The organism is Synechococcus sp. HK05, assembly GCF_019104765.1.
Classification (GTDB): Bacteria; Cyanobacteriota; Cyanobacteriia; order PCC-6307; family Cyanobiaceae; genus Vulcanococcus.
Genome location: NZ_JAHRXJ010000004.1, coordinates 357,602 through 371,274, shown reverse-complemented (window position 1 = coordinate 371,274; position 13,673 = coordinate 357,602). Strand labels below are relative to the sequence as shown.

General features: G+C 64.7%; 17 protein-coding genes and 1 tRNA gene. 11 read left to right on the top strand and 7 right to left on the bottom strand.

All coding sequences use genetic code 11. The features are described from left to right. Positions 1–3: 3 nt before the first annotated feature. The 3 genes from KUL97_RS05300 to KUL97_RS05290 all read right to left on the bottom strand — a co-directional run bounded on the left by KUL97_RS05300 (position 4) and on the right by KUL97_RS05290 (position 5,530). Entirely contained in the window at positions 4–1,185 is a 1,182-nt protein-coding gene (locus KUL97_RS05300) for an HlyD family secretion protein (protein ID WP_217795905.1), read from the bottom strand. Between the two features lie 68 nt (positions 1,186–1,253). After that, positions 1,254–1,517, bottom strand: a complete 264-nt coding sequence (locus KUL97_RS05295) for a hypothetical protein (RefSeq protein WP_217795904.1) — start codon at positions 1,515–1,517, stop codon at positions 1,254–1,256. An 11-nt stretch (positions 1,518–1,528) separates the two neighbouring features. Next, positions 1,529–5,530, bottom strand: a complete 4,002-nt coding sequence (locus KUL97_RS05290) for a magnesium chelatase subunit H (protein WP_217795903.1) — start codon at positions 5,528–5,530, stop codon at positions 1,529–1,531. 132 nt (positions 5,531–5,662) lie between these two features. On the opposite strand from KUL97_RS05290, the gene dapB reads away from it, so the two are divergent. The 5 genes from dapB to KUL97_RS05265 all read left to right on the top strand — a co-directional run bounded on the left by dapB (position 5,663) and on the right by KUL97_RS05265 (position 9,027). Next, complete coding sequence (gene dapB, locus KUL97_RS05285) at positions 5,663–6,535, top strand: 4-hydroxy-tetrahydrodipicolinate reductase (protein ID WP_217795902.1); 873 nt, start codon at positions 5,663–5,665, stop codon at positions 6,533–6,535. A gap of 26 nt (positions 6,536–6,561) precedes the next feature. Beyond that, positions 6,562–7,209: a hypothetical protein gene (locus tag KUL97_RS05280; protein WP_217795901.1), complete on the top strand. Its 648-nt coding sequence runs from the start codon at positions 6,562–6,564 to the stop codon at positions 7,207–7,209. 66 nt (positions 7,210–7,275) lie between these two features. Continuing rightward, entirely contained in the window at positions 7,276–7,521 is a 246-nt protein-coding gene (locus tag KUL97_RS05275) for a high light inducible protein (RefSeq protein WP_217795900.1), read from the top strand. Between the two features lie 78 nt (positions 7,522–7,599). Further along, entirely contained in the window at positions 7,600–8,781 is a 1,182-nt protein-coding gene (locus KUL97_RS05270; protein WP_217795899.1) for an FAD-dependent monooxygenase, read from the top strand. A gap of 30 nt (positions 8,782–8,811) precedes the next feature. Continuing rightward, positions 8,812–9,027 carry a DUF2949 domain-containing protein gene (locus KUL97_RS05265; RefSeq protein WP_217795898.1) on the top strand — a complete coding sequence of 72 codons (216 nt, stop codon included), beginning with the start codon at positions 8,812–8,814 and terminating at the stop codon, positions 9,025–9,027. Positions 9,028–9,033: 6 nt separating this feature from the next. Here the strand turns inward: KUL97_RS05265 and KUL97_RS05260 are convergent, their stop codons facing one another. Further along, entirely contained in the window at positions 9,034–9,558 is a 525-nt protein-coding gene (locus KUL97_RS05260; RefSeq protein WP_217795897.1) for an adenine phosphoribosyltransferase, read from the bottom strand. A 39-nt stretch (positions 9,559–9,597) separates the two neighbouring features. On the opposite strand from KUL97_RS05260, the gene KUL97_RS05255 reads away from it, so the two are divergent. From KUL97_RS05255 to ppk2, 5 genes are read left to right on the top strand one after another with little or no spacing between them, the layout of a single operon-like run. Further along, a complete protein-coding gene (locus tag KUL97_RS05255) occupies positions 9,598–10,134 on the top strand; it encodes a DUF3038 domain-containing protein (RefSeq protein WP_217795896.1) in 537 nt (178 codons plus the stop codon). A gap of 25 nt (positions 10,135–10,159) precedes the next feature. Further along, entirely contained in the window at positions 10,160–10,756 is a 597-nt protein-coding gene (locus KUL97_RS05250; protein WP_217795895.1) for a DUF4335 domain-containing protein, read from the top strand. Positions 10,757–10,793: 37 nt separating this feature from the next. Next, positions 10,794–11,042, top strand: coding sequence for a hypothetical protein (locus KUL97_RS05245; protein WP_010309457.1), 249 nt, complete (start codon positions 10,794–10,796; stop codon positions 11,040–11,042). Further along, complete coding sequence (locus KUL97_RS05240) at positions 11,039–11,440, top strand: hypothetical protein (protein ID WP_217795894.1); 402 nt, start codon at positions 11,039–11,041, stop codon at positions 11,438–11,440. Before KUL97_RS05245 ends, KUL97_RS05240 begins: the two co-directional genes overlap by 4 nt. Beyond that, a complete protein-coding gene (gene ppk2, locus KUL97_RS05235; RefSeq protein ID WP_217795893.1) occupies positions 11,437–12,240 on the top strand; it encodes a polyphosphate kinase 2 in 804 nt (267 codons plus the stop codon). The genes KUL97_RS05240 and ppk2 overlap by 4 nt, the downstream gene beginning before the upstream one ends. Positions 12,241–12,377: 137 nt before the next feature. Here ppk2 and KUL97_RS05230 read toward each other — a convergent pair whose 3' ends face one another. Together KUL97_RS05230 and KUL97_RS05225 are read right to left on the bottom strand one after the other, a co-directional pair. Next, positions 12,378–12,575, bottom strand: coding sequence for a hypothetical protein (locus KUL97_RS05230; protein ID WP_010309444.1), 198 nt, complete (start codon positions 12,573–12,575; stop codon positions 12,378–12,380). A 362-nt stretch (positions 12,576–12,937) separates the two neighbouring features. Next, a tRNA-Ser gene (locus KUL97_RS05225) sits at positions 12,938–13,022 on the bottom strand. A gap of 125 nt (positions 13,023–13,147) precedes the next feature. On the opposite strand from KUL97_RS05225, the gene KUL97_RS05220 reads away from it, so the two are divergent. Beyond that, positions 13,148–13,312 carry a hypothetical protein gene (locus tag KUL97_RS05220; protein WP_217795892.1) on the top strand — a complete coding sequence of 55 codons (165 nt, stop codon included), beginning with the start codon at positions 13,148–13,150 and terminating at the stop codon, positions 13,310–13,312. On the opposite strand, the gene KUL97_RS05215 is transcribed toward KUL97_RS05220, so the two are convergent. Next, complete coding sequence (locus KUL97_RS05215; RefSeq protein ID WP_217795891.1) at positions 13,292–13,672, bottom strand: hypothetical protein; 381 nt, start codon at positions 13,670–13,672, stop codon at positions 13,292–13,294. The two genes, KUL97_RS05220 and KUL97_RS05215, sit on opposite strands and share 21 nt — an antisense overlap. Between the last annotated feature and the right edge of the window lies 1 nt (position 13,673).

The window sequence follows — 13,673 nt, the reverse complement described above, 5'->3', positions numbered from 1 at the left end:
ACCTTAGAGATCCACCCGGACGCGCTCGCCGAGGCGGCAGTTCTGTTCGCGTAGGTCGTTGGGTTGGAGTGAAATCATCGCGCGGGTCCGATCCGTGTGAGCAGGGCGGAATTTGGCGACACCGCTGGTCTCGAGACCGTTCACCCCTTGCTCACCGCGAAGGCTCACGACCCTTCCTTGGCTGCTGCGTTGGCTATTGGGCCAATCGATGTTCACCATCTGGCCAAGATGCACATCCTTGAGCTTGCTCGCTTCAAACAGTGCTTCCACTCTGAGCTTGTCGCAATTCACAGCTGTGAGCAGTGTTGTGCCGTCGTTCACCTCATCTCCCACGCTGACGCGTTCTGTGAGCAGCAAGCCTGGGAACCGTGGCTGATACACGAAGCGTGAACGCTTCTGGGCTTGATCAACCTCCTTCTTGAGTTGGGCTTCTTGCACCTCGAGCTCCTTACGGCGACTGATCAATCGGAGTAGCTCGACTTCCATGATTTCCATCCGCCGTGCGGAGCCGCCGAATACGGCCGTGCGATCCGGCGCCGTGGCTTGCGCCGACTTGAGCTCCAGCTTGAGGTTGCTCAGTTGCTGGCGTTGATTGCCCACCCTCTGCACCAGGCTGCTGGCCATCGCTTCAGCACCCACCAGCGTGTCGGCATCCATGGCACCGTTCTTCACCAGTGCCCGGTAGCGATCGGCCTGGCTTGCATAACGGCTTTGTTGTGCTTGCAGATCTTTCAGGCTTCGCTCAGCACTGGCCACTTCCGCCTTCAACCGCGACTGATTGATCTGGTGGTACCGCTTGAGCTCCGCACTGGTGGCCTGCAGTTCAATCTGGGTTTGCTTCAGCTTCTGCGTGCTGATTTCCAGGTTTGCTGCATCGTCCCGATTGGCTTGGATCACCAGCACGGTTTCACCGGCCTTGAATTGTTGGCCTGCCGTGACCGCTTGGCCTGTGACCACACCTTCCACTGGACTGGTGATCGTCACCACATCAGCAGTGACGTAGGCCTCAATCGATCGCTTTCTGAACACCACTGAACCGGCGGTCACCACGATCAGGCCCAGCAAGCCAGCACCGGCCCAACGCCTCCAGCGCTGTTGGGGGAGCTTCAGCTGCAGCCCGTTCCAGCGGGTCCGTAGTGCATGAACCCCTTCGCGCAGAACGGTCTGAGGTTCAGGCGTCGCCATCGTCGGACCAGAGTCGCGATCTTTATAAGACTCTTTGACCTTTCAGTCGATCGATGAGTTGGCAGCGTTCATGGTTTGAACGGCTGAGCCCCGAGGCTGATCAGCACCCGTTTCCAATATGGCGTGACATACCACTCATCCAGTTCTTCATCACTGAGGGTGAGCGTCATCAGCGCCTCCATCCGCAACAGATCAGCCATGCACACGTTGAGTTGCAGCTTGGCTGCAATCCCAATCACCTGATCGGGGCTGTCGCATTGAGAAAGCTGCTGCCGAAGGAGTGGATCATCCTTCAGCAACAGCTTGAGGCGCATGGCATTGGCGGATGTCATGCGCGGCGGCCTTAGTTGGCTACGCCTTCGATGCGGTCTTCGATCTCCTGGTAGATCTCCTGCAGCTGTTGGATGTTCTCATCGGAGGTTTCCCAGTAACCGCGGCCGTTCACCTCGAGCAGCGTGCCCACAATGCGGCGGAAGCTGTGGGGGTTCAGCTCCATCAGCCGCTTGCGCATCTCCGGGTCGTTGATGAAGGTTTCGTTGGCTTCTTCGTACACGAAGTTATCAACGGCGCCGCTGGTGGCGCTCCAGCCCAGGGTGAAGTTGAGGCGCTTGGCCACCTCGCGCACACCCTCATAGCCCGAGTTGAGCATGCCCTCGTACCACTTGGGATTGAGCAGCTTGGTGCGGGAGTCGAGGCGAATGGTTTCGCTTAGCGAGCGCACCTGGGCGTTGGCGGTGGTGGTGTCGGCGATGTAGCTCGCCGGCGCCTTGCCGTCATCGCGCAGGCCCTGGATCAGCTTGGTGGGATCGCTATCGAAGTAGTGGCTCACATCGGTGAGGGAGATCTCCGCGGAATCCAGATTCTGGAAGGTCACATCGGCGGTCTTCATCACCGACTCGAACACCTCGCGCTTCTGGTTCATCTCACCGGGGTTGTCGGCGTTGAAGGCGAAGGTTTTGCGGGAGAGATACATCTCCTGCAGTTCGTTCTCCTCTTCCCAGGTGCTGTTCTCCACTGCCAGGTTCACGTTGGAGCTGTAGCTGCCGCTGGCGTTGGAGAACACGCGGGTGGCGGCATCACGCAGGGAAATGCCTTCCGCAGCGGCCTGCTCCTGGGAGTGCTTGCGCACGAAGTTCATCTCCAGGGGCTCATCAGCCTCGGCGGCCATCTTCACGCCTTGATCGATCAGGGCCATTTGGTTGATGAACAGGTCGCGGAACACGCCGCTGCAGTTCACCACCACGTCGATCCGGGGTCGCCCCAGCTCTTCGAGGGAGATCAGCTCGAGCTTGTTCACCCGGCCGAGGGAGTCGGGCACTGGCTTCACGCCGATAAACCAGAGGATCTGCGCGAGGGATTCGCCGTAGGTCTTGATGTTGTCGGTGCCCCAGAGCACGCAGGCGATGGTTTCAGGCCAGGTGCCTTGTTCCTGCTTCTGGCGCTCGATCAGCTTGTCCACCACACCCTTGGCGGCGGCGATGGCGGCCTTGGTGGGGATGGCCTGGGGATCAAGGGCGTGCAGGTTTTTGCCGCTGGGCAGCACGCCGGGGTTACGGATCGGGTCGCCGCCAGGGCCAGGCAGCACGTATTCGCCATCGAGGGCCCGCAGCAGGCTCTGCATCTCCAGATCAGCGCACACCTGCTCGAGGCAGAACTGCAGATAACCGAAGAGCTTGTCGAGCTCGGCCTGATCCACATCCGGGAAGCCGGCATTGCGACAGGCGCTCAGCCAGGGGCTGGGCAGTTTGAAGCCGAACTGTTCCAGCAGGTTGAAGAACCAGGCGAAGTTGCGGCGCAGGGTCACACGCCCGTCGCTGCCGGTCACGGCCTGCACCATCGCGCCCACGGCGGCGCGGGATGTCTCCGTGATCACGCGGTTGAGCTCCACATCGGCGAGCACACCGTCGTCATTACCGGCATACACGTCGGTGATGGTGCGGCCTTTGCTCTCAGCCAGCAGGGCGGGTAAGGAGCGGATGCCGTCTTCCTCGCGCTCCAGAGCGGCGATGTTCACCAAGGTGGCGATTGCCTCTTCGGCGGTGGGGGGCTTGCCGATGGTGTGCAGGCCGCAGGGCAGCAGCCGGCTTTCGATCTCCATCAGCTGGCGATACACCGCGCCGATCACCGAATCCCTGGTGTCGAGATTGAGCTCGGAGGCATCCACCTCAGGCAACTCAACGTCTTTATCGAGGTTGCACTGGCGGGCTGTTTCCACCACCGCATTCACGATCTGCACGCCGCGGGAGCCTTCGCGCAGTTGCTGGTAGGAGCCCACCAGTTCGCCCAGCTCCTTGAGGCCCTTGTAGAGGCCGGCGTTCTCGGCCGGCGGGGTGAGGTAAGAGATCGTTTCGGCGTAGCCCCGGCGCTTGGCGATGGTGGCTTCCGAAGGGTTATTAGCGGCGTAGTAGTAGAGGTTCGGCAGCGCCCCGATCAGCGAATCGGGGTAGCAGGTTTCGCTCATGCCCATCTGCTTGCCGGGCATGAACTCCAGCGAGCCGTGGGTTCCGAAGTGCAGCACCGCATCGGCGCCCCACACCTTCTCCAGATAGGTGTAGTAGGCGGCAAAACCGTGGTGCGGGCTGGCGCTACGGGAGTAGAGCAGCCGCATCGGATCGCCTTCGTAGCCGAAGGTGGGCTGCACGCCAACGAACACGTTGCCGAAGTGGCGGCCGAAGATCAGCAGGTTGGTGCCATCGGTGTTGAGGGTGCCGGGGGGCTTGCCCCAGTTCTCTTCGAGACGCTCGGAATACGGGGTGAGGCGCTCGTATTCCTCCACGCTCATGCGGTGGGCGATCGCCAATTCGGGGGCACCTTCCAGGGCTTCAGGGTCCTGGAGCACTGCCTCCATCAGTGCCTTGGGTGTAGCGGGCAGATCCTTCACCTGGTAGCCCTTGGCCCGCATCTCCTCGAGCACGCGGTAGATCGAGCCGAACACGTCGAGGTAGGCGGCGGTGCCGACGTTCCCTTTGTCAGGCGGGAAGCTGAACACCGTGATCGCCAGTTTCTTCTCGGCGCGGGGCTTGATCCGCAGCGAGGCCCAGCGGATGGCCCGCTCGGCGATGGCGTCCACCCGGTCTTGCAGGGTGTGGGCCTTGCCAGTGGCGTCGTCGCGGCCGCTCAGCACGATCGGCTCGATCGCACCGTCGAGTTCGGGGATGGCGATCTGCAGGGCCACCTGCACCGGGTGCAGACCCAGATCGCTCTCCTCCCACTCCTGGGTGGTTTGGAACACCAGCGGCAGCGCCACCATGTAGGGGCGATTGAGCTTCTTCAGCACCTCAATCGCTTTGGGGTGGTCCTGGCGGGCCGGGCCGCCCACCAGGGCAAAACCAGTGAGCGACACCACGCCGTCCACCAACGGCACATCGGGATTGATCGGGTCGTAGAAGAAGGCGTTCACCGGTTTGGTGAAGTCGAGGCCGCCGCAGAACACCGGGATCACGGTGGCGCCGCGGTACTCCATCTCCTGGATCACCGCCACATAGTGGGCTTCGTCACCGGTGACGATGTGGCTGCGCTGCAGCACCAGGCCGATCACCGGGCCCTTGCGTGCCTTCTCAGAGAGGTCTTTACGGCTGGCGTTCCAGTTGAGGTACTCCTTGAGGTCCTCGAACATCGAGGGGGCCAAGGGGTGCCAGATCCCGAGGTCGGGGAACACCACGGGGTCGGCCACCTGCAGCTCGGGGCGGTCGTCAGCCGTGCGGGGGAATACGTACTTATCCGCCAGCATCAACAGGAAGTTGCGCAGGTTGTCTGGCGTACCGCCCAGCCAGTACTGGAAGCTGAGCATGAAGGAGCGGGCGTCTTGGGCCTTCTCAACCGGCAGATACTTCAACACCGTGGGCAGGGTGTTGAGCAGCTTCAACATCGCGTCTTGGAAACCGGCGCCGCCGGCCTCCTTGCGCTTCTTCATGAAGCCGGCAATGGCGCTCTTGCTCTGGCCCAGCTGGGCCATCGAGAAGGTGCCGAGCTTGTTGAGGCGCATCACCTCCGGCATGGAGGGGAACACCACCGCTGCCTTGAGGCGGTCGCGGTGGGGTGCCACGGCATCCACCACCTTCTGGGCCAGATCCTCGATGAAGATCAGCGAGCCAATGAACACATCGGCTTCGGCCACATCGGCGCAGAAGTCGGCGTAGTTGGTGGGGTCGCGCAGCTCTTCGATCAGGTAGCCGCACAGATCGATCGCCAGTGGGCCGTTCTGATCGTTGAGCGAGGTGGCCGCCTGGGTGAGGGCGTTTTGATACTGGGGCTCCAGCACCACATACACGGCCTTCATCACGGCCCGGCCGTTCACCTCACCGGGGCTGACGCGGCGGGAGGCGGAGCGGACCTGCGTGAACATGCGCGCTGGATTGAGCAATGTGAAGGAGCCTACGTAGGCCGGGGCACCGCCGCGAGCTCAGATTCCAAGCTGTTACAGCCGTGGTGAGCTCAGCCCATAGGCTCAGGCCCTTGCCTTAACGCCCCGCTTTCAATGACCGCCAGTTCGGCTCCCGCCAGCCCCTCCAGCAGCCAGCCCATTGCGGTGGTGGTGGCTGGAGCCCTGGGGCGCATGGGCGCTGAGGTGGTGAAGGCCGTGAACGCAGCGCCCAACTGCCGCCTGATCGGTGCGATTGACACCACCGCCGGCAAGGAAGGCGCGGATGTGGGCTTAGAGCTGGGCCTCGGTGAACTCGAGGTGGCGATCACCGCCGACTTCGAGGGCTGCCTCTGCCAGGCCAGCCAGGCGGTGCGGAACGACGGCCCCGGCGCCGGCGCGGTGCTGGTGGATTTCACCCATCCCTCCGTTGTGTACGAGCACACCCGCGGCGCCATCGCCTATGGCGTGCACCCGGTGATCGGCACCACGGGCCTCAGCCCAGAGCAACTGCAGGATCTGGCCACCTTTGCTGACAAGGCCTCGGTGGGTGGGGCGGTGATCCCCAACTTCTCCGTGGGCATGGTGTTGCTCCAGCAGGCCGCCGCCGCCGCCGCCCGCTTCTACGACTTCGCCGAGCTCACCGAGCTGCACCACAACCGCAAGGCCGATGCCCCCAGCGGCACCTGCATCAAAACGGCTGAGCTGATGGAAGAGCTTGGTAAATCCTTCAATCCCCAGCAGGTGGAGGAGCATGAAACTCTCACTGGCTGCCGCGGCGGTGAGCGCCCCAGCGGCCTGCGCCTGCACTCGCTCCGTCTGCCCGGCCTGGTGGCCCACCAGGAGGTGATGTTCGGCGCCCCTGGGGAGACTTACACCCTCCGCCACGACACGATTGATCGCTCCGCCTACATGCCCGGGGTGCTGCTGAGCGTGCGCAAGGTGCGCCAGCTGGGCGGGCTTGTGTATGGCCTCGAGCGCTTGCTCTGAAGCCGGCTGGCCTCGACACTGGCGCCATGCTGATCCCGCTTCGCCCCGGTGAGCTGCCGCGCCTGATTCCGGCGGTGGCCACCGGCCCCCAGTTCAACGCCTGCAGCGGCAGCCCCCAGAAATTGCTGCAGCGCCTGTTCATCTCGGTGATCGGTGGTGTGATCACGCTGCTGATCAGCCAGACGCTGCTGTTCTCCAGCCAGGCCGGCCCGATCTTTCTGGTGACCGGTTTCGTGTTTCTGCTCTATGTGCTGTGGGGCCCGATTGTGGAGGCCGGCCGCAAGAACGCCACCCTGCGCCGCTACCCCGCAGCGGCCCTCTTTGAAGGGGAGGTGGCCGACTACTACACCAAGGAGCTGGTGGAGGGGCGTCAGGAAACCACCGACCGTCAGGGGCGGCTCGAGTTGGTCGAGAACCGCCGCACCTGGCTGTGCCTCGAGCTTGAGGATGAAGATGGCTATCTGGGCAGCGTGCGCTTCCCGTACGACAAAAAGCACAAGCAGATCCGCCGCGGCATGGTGGTGCGCTGCCTCGTGCTGAGTGAGCGCAAAGACTTCTCACGCATCGGCGCCCTCAGCGATGCCTGGCTGCCCCAGCTGAAGCTGTGGGTGGGGGAGTACCCCTTCCTGCTGCGGCCAGCCTTTGAGGAGCTCTGCCTGAAGCGGCTGCGCTGAGGCGGCGTTTACGGCGTGCAACATCGCGCAACATTGCGTTACACTTGTTGCATTCGCAGGGATGCCATGACTCAGGCCAACACTCCCGTCATCCGTGGCGCCACCGTGACGGAGGAAGACGGCGGTCGTTTGAACGCCTTTGCTTCTGAGCCCCGCATGCAGGTGGTGGAAGCTGAGAACGGCTGGGGCTTCCACGAGCGCGCTGAGAAGCTCAATGGCCGCATGGCCATGCTCGGCTTCATCGCTCTGCTTGCCACTGAATTCGCCCTCGGTGGTGAAGCGTTCACCCGCGGCCTGCTGGGCATCGGCTGATTCCCTGGTCACTCCACAGGCTTCGGTCTGAATCAACCGCAGCACAGAATCGTGCTGCGGTTTTTTGTTGCTTTGTTCATGCGCCGCTCCGTCACCGCCGCCACCGCTGCCCCGCTGCGGGCCCGGGTGTTCGGGGCTGGTCCCACTGGCGCCCTGGCGGCTTTGGCCCTGGCCCGTTCGGGTTGGCAGGTGGTGTTGTGTGATCCCCAGCCCGCCGCCGCCCTGCTGGATCGCAGCCGTGCCTACGCTCTCACCCATTCCAGTGCCGAACTGCTGGAGGGGTTGGGGCTCTGGCAGCCGCTCCAGGCGCACCTGGCGCCATTTCGCCGCCTGGAGCTCTGCGATCAAGCGCTGCAGCAGCAGGTGAGTTTCGGTGCCGCCGACCTGCCAGTGCACCCAGGTCGCAGCCCTGCAGATGCCGTGGGCTGGATCCTCCAGCACCGTCCCCTGATGGCTCTGCTGTTGCAAGCCCTGGAGGGTGAGAGTGGGGTGAGTCTGCGCCTGGCGGATCCCGCCGGCTGCTCCTCAGAGCTGCCTGTGGATCTGGAGGTGGCCGCCGATGGCCATCACTCACCCCGGCGCCGGGCGGCCCGGATTCGCCATTGGCATCGCCCCTACCGCCAGGGCTGCCTCACGGTGCAGGTGCGGCTGCGGGGCTCCGAAGCCGATCAGGCTTGGGAGTTGTTTCGCCCGGAGGGCCCCTTTGCTGTTTTGCCCCTTGGGGGGGACGCCTTCCAATTGGTGTGGAGTGCGCCGCTGCCGCGGCTGCAGCAGTTGGAGCGGCTGGAGCCGGTGGCGTTCCTCGACGCTTTGAGCGCTGCTTTGCCGGAGCGGCTGCAGGCGGAGGTGCTGCTGGATCAGCCGCGGGCGTTCCCCGTGGCGCTGGAGTGGGCCTGGCCCCTGCAACGGCGAGGCCTGGTGGTGGTGGGTGAAGCGGCGCACCGCTCCCATCCTGTGGGCGGCCAGGGCCTCAACCTCTGCTGGCGGGATGTGGCGGTGTTGCAGCAGTTGGCGGGGCAAGTGCAGGCCGGCCGGCTGCCATCGCGGCAGTTGCCCGGACGCTACGCCGCCCGGCGCTGGCTTGATATCGCCCTGGTGCTGTTTGCCACCGATGCTTTGGTGCGCCTGTTCTCCAACCGTCAGCCGCTGCTGCTTCCCCTGCGGCGGCTCGGGTTGGCGTTGTTGGCGCGGGCGCCGTGGCTGCGGGCCCTGAGCTTGAGCGCCATGAGCGATGGCCCTTGCCGCTTGCGCTGGCCCTGAGCAGGATGGCGGCACGTTCCGCGGCGCGCCATGGTGATCAGCAGCTCGCCGCAACCGCCCCCCAGCCCAGCGTTGCTGCGCTACCTGCGCCAGGAGCTGGGGCTAACGGACAACGCTCTGCAGCTGGGGCTTAAGCAGGCCGATCAGGAGCAGGCCCCCTTGCCGGTGGTGCTCTGGCGTTTCGGCCTGATCACGCTGGAGCAGTTTGATCAGGTGCTCAGCTGGCAGGCCGCCCTGGATCCGTAGGCGCCCTCAGTACACGATCAGCGATTCCACCGGCACCGCCTCCGGCAGCTTGGCTTTGCCGCCCAGATCAGCCAATTCCACGATGAAGGCAAAGCCGCAAAGTTCGCCGCCCACGCGGTGCACCAGCTCGGCGCAGGCGCCGGCGGTGCCGCCGGTGGCCAACAGGTCGTCCACGATCAGCACCCGCGGCTTGTGTTCAAAGCCATCGGGAATGATCTCGAGCCGATCGCTGCCGTATTCGAGGGTGTAATCCACGCCAATCACCTCACCCGGCAACTTCCCGGGCTTGCGCACCGGGCTGAAGCCGATGTTGCGGGCGGTGGCCAGGGCGGTGCCCACGATGAACCCGCGCGATTCGATGCCCACGATCAGATCGGGGGCCAGCTGATCGCACACAGCTCCCATCTGGCGCATCACTTCTTGCCAGGCCAGGGGGCTGCGCATCAGCGGCGTGATGTCGCGAAACAGGATGCCCGGCTTGGGAAAGTCGGGGATATCGCGTACCAGGCCACGCAGGTCAAGGGTGGTCATGGTCGACGGATCGGGTGCGCAGCTGGCAGTATCGCAGCCATGGCTGATGCTCCTCTGCCCCCCCAGCGCTCGCTCTCCCGGCGGGGTCTGGAGCGGCTCGATCTGTTGCTGCTCTCCGCTGAAGCGCTCGACCTCAATGGCGGTGAGGCGATGGTGTGGCTGAGCGAAGAGATGGGGCTCACCGCGTTGTTCCCCAACCGGGTGGAACTCTGGAAACGCCGTTGCAGCAACCCGCTGCGGCGCACCACCCGCCGCGATCCCATCAGCGAAGCCGAAGCCGATGGCCTGATCCGCATCCTCAATGCGCTCGCGGATCGCCTCTACCCGATGCTGCGCAGCTTGCTCTCCTCTGCGGAACCGCCCCAGCTGAGTGAGCAGCGTTGGGCCCTGTTCCGCGGCCGCCTGCAGGAGCTGCTGAAGGAGCGCTTCAATCCCCGCCGCGGCGGCGTGCAGCGCCTGCTCGATCCCCAGGAAGGCCCTGAGCTCTGCCGCGAGCTGATCCAAACCATGGCCCTCAGTGCCGGCCCGGGCGGTTTTGCACGGCTGAAGGCCAGCTTGATGGACGCAGCGGCGTGATCCGCAGCACGACTCTCCTCCTGCGATGAAACTCACCAGCCGCTACGAACAAACCAGCTGCCGGCTTGTGCTGGAAGGGTTGCCGGATCTCTCCGCCGGCCAGAGCAGCCAGACCATCGGCATCCTCACCGGCTTCAGTCTCGCCCTGGCCGGCAAAACCGAGCTGGAAGGCCAGCGCGATCACCTGCAGGCTCTGCTCAATGTGGTGCTCCCCTATGCCCGCGGCCTGATCAGCGGCATAGCCCGGCCCCAGGGCACAGCGGAGGTGCCCGTGGCCATCCGCCCGCTGGAGGGCCACCACGAGCTGGAGCTGCGCAGCAGCCAGCCCAATACCCCGCCCCTGCGCCTGCCCCTCGACGATGCGGAGCTGAGCGATCTGGTGCGTTGCCTCGATCGCCTGCAGCTCGATCCGCAGATCGCGGTGCCCCTCGAGTGGCCAGCGCCGCTTCCGCTGCGGCGTTCGGAGCTGCGCCACCGTTTGCCCTTGGCCCGCCGGGTGGCGGCACCGCTCACGGGGATTGCCGCGCTGTTGGTGGCGGCTGCTCTGGCCTCCCTGCTGCCTACGCCCAAGCCACCTGCCAGTGCGCCGGCGGCGGTGAGCACTCCCACGCGCGGCGGTTGACGCCACCCCATTCCCCACCACACTTGACCCGACCGCAATGAGCGACTTGAGCTGGCCTGAACTGCGTCGTCGTGTGACCCGGCTTGGGGCTTGCCTCGATGTGGTGGTGCGCAGCGATCCGGAAGTGTGCGGGCTCAGTGGCGATCAATTCCACCTGTCGCTCCATCACGGCGGGCAGGGCGACTGCAGCGTGGGTGATCTGAGCCTCGTGGATTGCCCCAACGAGCTGGTGCTGGTGGAGTTCGAGCGTTGGATGCGGGGAGCCGGATACCGGATCGAGTCATGAGCCGTCGCCGCGGGCTGCAGGTGGTGCGGGGGGGGCGCAGCCAGCCCCCGGATCCACCGCGGGCCGTGTTCCGCAAACGGCGCCGGCCGCCACGGCCGCGTCGCATCCTCGAAGCGATGCTGCTGATGGCGGCGGGGGTGGGTTTGCTCGTGCTGCTGCTGCAGCTGCCCGAGCTGATCGATCTCGACAGCCTGCTCTTGATCAGCACCGCCATCGGCCACCTGATCGGTGGGCTCTCGCAGCTGTTGATGGGTGTGTTGCAGCTGCTGGCTGTGTTGGTGCTGGTGGCCTTGGCGCTCTCGGCGCTGCTGCTGTTGGTGGCTGGATTGGTGCGTCTGGTGCGGGCGTTGCTGGTTGCCGAACCACCCAAACCCAGCAAAGGGAACCTGCGGCGATGACGGGCGATGACGCCAGCCGCCCCCGCCTGAAGCGCAAGCTCTACGACCAGGAGCTGGCGCGGCTGCAGGTGGAGCTGGTGAAGATGCAGTACTGGGTGAAGGCCACCGGCTTTCGCCTGATGGTGCTGTTTGAAGGCCGTGATGCCGCCGGCAAGGGCGGCACGATCAAATGCATCACCGAACCGCTCAATCCCCGCGGATGCCGGGTGGTGGCCCTCGGTACGCCGAGCGATCAGCAGCGCAGTCAGTGGTATTTCCAGCGCTACGTGGAGCACTTCCCGTCAGGCGGGGAGATTGTGCTGTTTGATCGCAGCTGGTACAACCGCGCCGGCGTGGAGCGGGTGATGGGCTTCTGCAGCGAAGCGGAGCTGCGGGAATTTGAGCAGTCGTGCCCGGAATTCGAGCGGATGTTGGTGCGCTCCGGGATCGTGCTGCTCAAGTATTGGTTTTCCGTAAGCGATGCTGAACAGGAGGCACGCTTTCAGGCCCGCATCGATGATCCGGCACGGCGCTGGAAGCTCAGCCCGATGGATCTGCAGTCGCGCGATCGCTGGTTGGAGTTCTCTCGGGCGAAGGATGAGATGTTCGCCCACACCAACATCCCCGAAGCCCCCTGGTTCACGGTGGAGGCCGACGACAAACGCCGGGCACGACTTAACTGCATCCGGCACCTGCTCAGCAAGGTGCCCTACGAAGACATGACCCCACCGGCCCAGAAGCTGCCCCCGCGCCGCAGCGCCAAGGGCTACAAGCGGCCGCCGATCAACGAGCAGTTCTTCGTGCCGAACGCCTACCCGTGAAGCTGGCTGAACCACATGCCAGCCAGCTGCCAGCTCGACCAGAGGAAGATGGCAAGAAACAGCCAGTTGAGCCAGGCCGGCCGCTTGTCGTTGTCAAAGATCATCGCGTGAGCCTAAGCGGCCTGGCCTGAGCTGGATCAGGCGGCACTGAGGCTGGCGCTGCGCTTCTGGCGCCTGAGCTCGTGCAGCCCCTCCAGCTGGTTGTGCACAGCCACCAACTGCTGGCGGATGTGTTCGGTGTGCTCCAGCTTGGCGAGGTTGAGCAGGATCGCCTCGATCTGGGCCTTGCTGTCGATCAGCACGCGGCAATCGGTCGTTCCGGGTTCGTAGGCCATACAGGGGTGAATACCACGCCCATGCAACCGCGCCGCAGCGGGTGCTGGTGTGTCAACGGCTGCACTCAGGCGGCGGGAACCTGAGGCGAATCTGAAGACTTTCTGATCTCACTGGCCCATGGCAGTGGATTCGGCAAGATTCAAATTCCGCCAATCTCAGCCGCGAGTGGCACGACACGGCCTACGGCCGCGTGTTGCCAGGGGGCACGGCGGCTCGTGCCGGCGTGCTTTGCATTGGGTGCCGGCAGCGCCAGAGAAGCCGCTCGTTCACGCACGCCAGGCTGCTTTGGCTGATCCGGATGTGCAGCAACAAAAAGCCCGAGTGCCCTCGCTGTGCTTGGGAACTCGAGCTGACATTGAAGCGGAGAGGGTGGGATTCGAACCCACGGAAGCTTTCACTTCGCCGGTTTTCAAGACCGGAGCCATCAACCACTCGACCACCTCTCCAGGGGGCCGACCCAATGGGCCAAGGAGAGTGTCTCACGACCGGCAACCCCTGGCTGATCTCGTTCGGGACTCATGAGATCGCAATTCAAGCTTGGGGTGGCGCCTCTGGGGTTGTCGTTGCTGCCATGGCTGTTCTCTCCACCAACCTGCTCGCCCTGCGCACGCGGGAGCTGGCTGATTTGATCGAAACCCTGCCGGTGAGCCTGGCGCCCGAGCTGCACTACGAGCGCTGCTGCGAGCTGCTGGAGCAGCTCGCCATCGCCCTTGATCTACTGGCCGACAGTCGCTGAGGGATCGGTGCACTGCACCGTTGCCGCATCGATCACGCTCTGCAGGTTGGCGCTGTTCTCGAGCCGCCAGCGAAACGCAGCCAGCACCGTTTCCACATGGGTGAGTGCCCCCAGGCAGCGGGGGCGGCTCAGCCGTGCATCGGGCGATTCCTCCTGGCGGATCAGAGCCTCCAGTGCACTCTTGGCTGCCAGGCAGCTGTCTTGCGTTCGGGTTGCGCTGCAGCGGTTCAGGGCTGTAAAGGCAGCGCCGAGCCCATCGGCCGCTGATGCCTCAGGTTTCGCCGATGGTTCAGCCGCCAGTCCGGTAGGCAGATGAAGGGCCAGCAGCAGGGCTGGCCCGATGCGGAGCAACGTGCTCACC

Excerpts from the sequence above, each read along its gene's own strand:
- KUL97_RS05230 (WP_010309444.1), bottom strand. The coding sequence starts at position 12,575 with ATGGCCTACGAACCCGGAACGACCGATTGCCGCGTGCTGATCGACAGC.
- KUL97_RS05275 (WP_217795900.1), top strand. The coding sequence starts at position 7,276 with ATGACTCAGGCCAACACTCCCGTCATCCGTGGCGCCACCGTGACGGAG.
- KUL97_RS05290 (WP_217795903.1), bottom strand. The coding sequence starts at position 5,530 with ATGTTCACGCAGGTCCGCTCCGCCTCCCGCCGCGTCAGCCCCGGTGAG.
- ppk2 (WP_217795893.1), top strand. The coding sequence starts at position 11,437 with ATGACGGGCGATGACGCCAGCCGCCCCCGCCTGAAGCGCAAGCTCTAC.
- KUL97_RS05240 (WP_217795894.1), top strand. The coding sequence starts at position 11,039 with ATGAGCCGTCGCCGCGGGCTGCAGGTGGTGCGGGGGGGGCGCAGCCAG.
- KUL97_RS05255 (WP_217795896.1), top strand. The coding sequence starts at position 9,598 with ATGGCTGATGCTCCTCTGCCCCCCCAGCGCTCGCTCTCCCGGCGGGGT.
- KUL97_RS05260 (WP_217795897.1), bottom strand. The coding sequence starts at position 9,558 with ATGACCACCCTTGACCTGCGTGGCCTGGTACGCGATATCCCCGACTTT.
- KUL97_RS05250 (WP_217795895.1), top strand. The coding sequence starts at position 10,160 with ATGAAACTCACCAGCCGCTACGAACAAACCAGCTGCCGGCTTGTGCTG.
- KUL97_RS05265 (WP_217795898.1), top strand. The coding sequence starts at position 8,812 with ATGGTGATCAGCAGCTCGCCGCAACCGCCCCCCAGCCCAGCGTTGCTG.
- KUL97_RS05300 (WP_217795905.1), bottom strand. The coding sequence starts at position 1,185 with ATGGCGACGCCTGAACCTCAGACCGTTCTGCGCGAAGGGGTTCATGCA.
- KUL97_RS05270 (WP_217795899.1), top strand. The coding sequence starts at position 7,600 with ATGCGCCGCTCCGTCACCGCCGCCACCGCTGCCCCGCTGCGGGCCCGG.
- KUL97_RS05295 (WP_217795904.1), bottom strand. The coding sequence starts at position 1,517 with ATGACATCCGCCAATGCCATGCGCCTCAAGCTGTTGCTGAAGGATGAT.
- KUL97_RS05245 (WP_010309457.1), top strand. The coding sequence starts at position 10,794 with ATGAGCGACTTGAGCTGGCCTGAACTGCGTCGTCGTGTGACCCGGCTT.
- KUL97_RS05220 (WP_217795892.1), top strand. The coding sequence starts at position 13,148 with ATGGCTGTTCTCTCCACCAACCTGCTCGCCCTGCGCACGCGGGAGCTG.
- KUL97_RS05280 (WP_217795901.1), top strand. The coding sequence starts at position 6,562 with ATGCTGATCCCGCTTCGCCCCGGTGAGCTGCCGCGCCTGATTCCGGCG.
- dapB (WP_217795902.1), top strand. The coding sequence starts at position 5,663 with ATGACCGCCAGTTCGGCTCCCGCCAGCCCCTCCAGCAGCCAGCCCATT.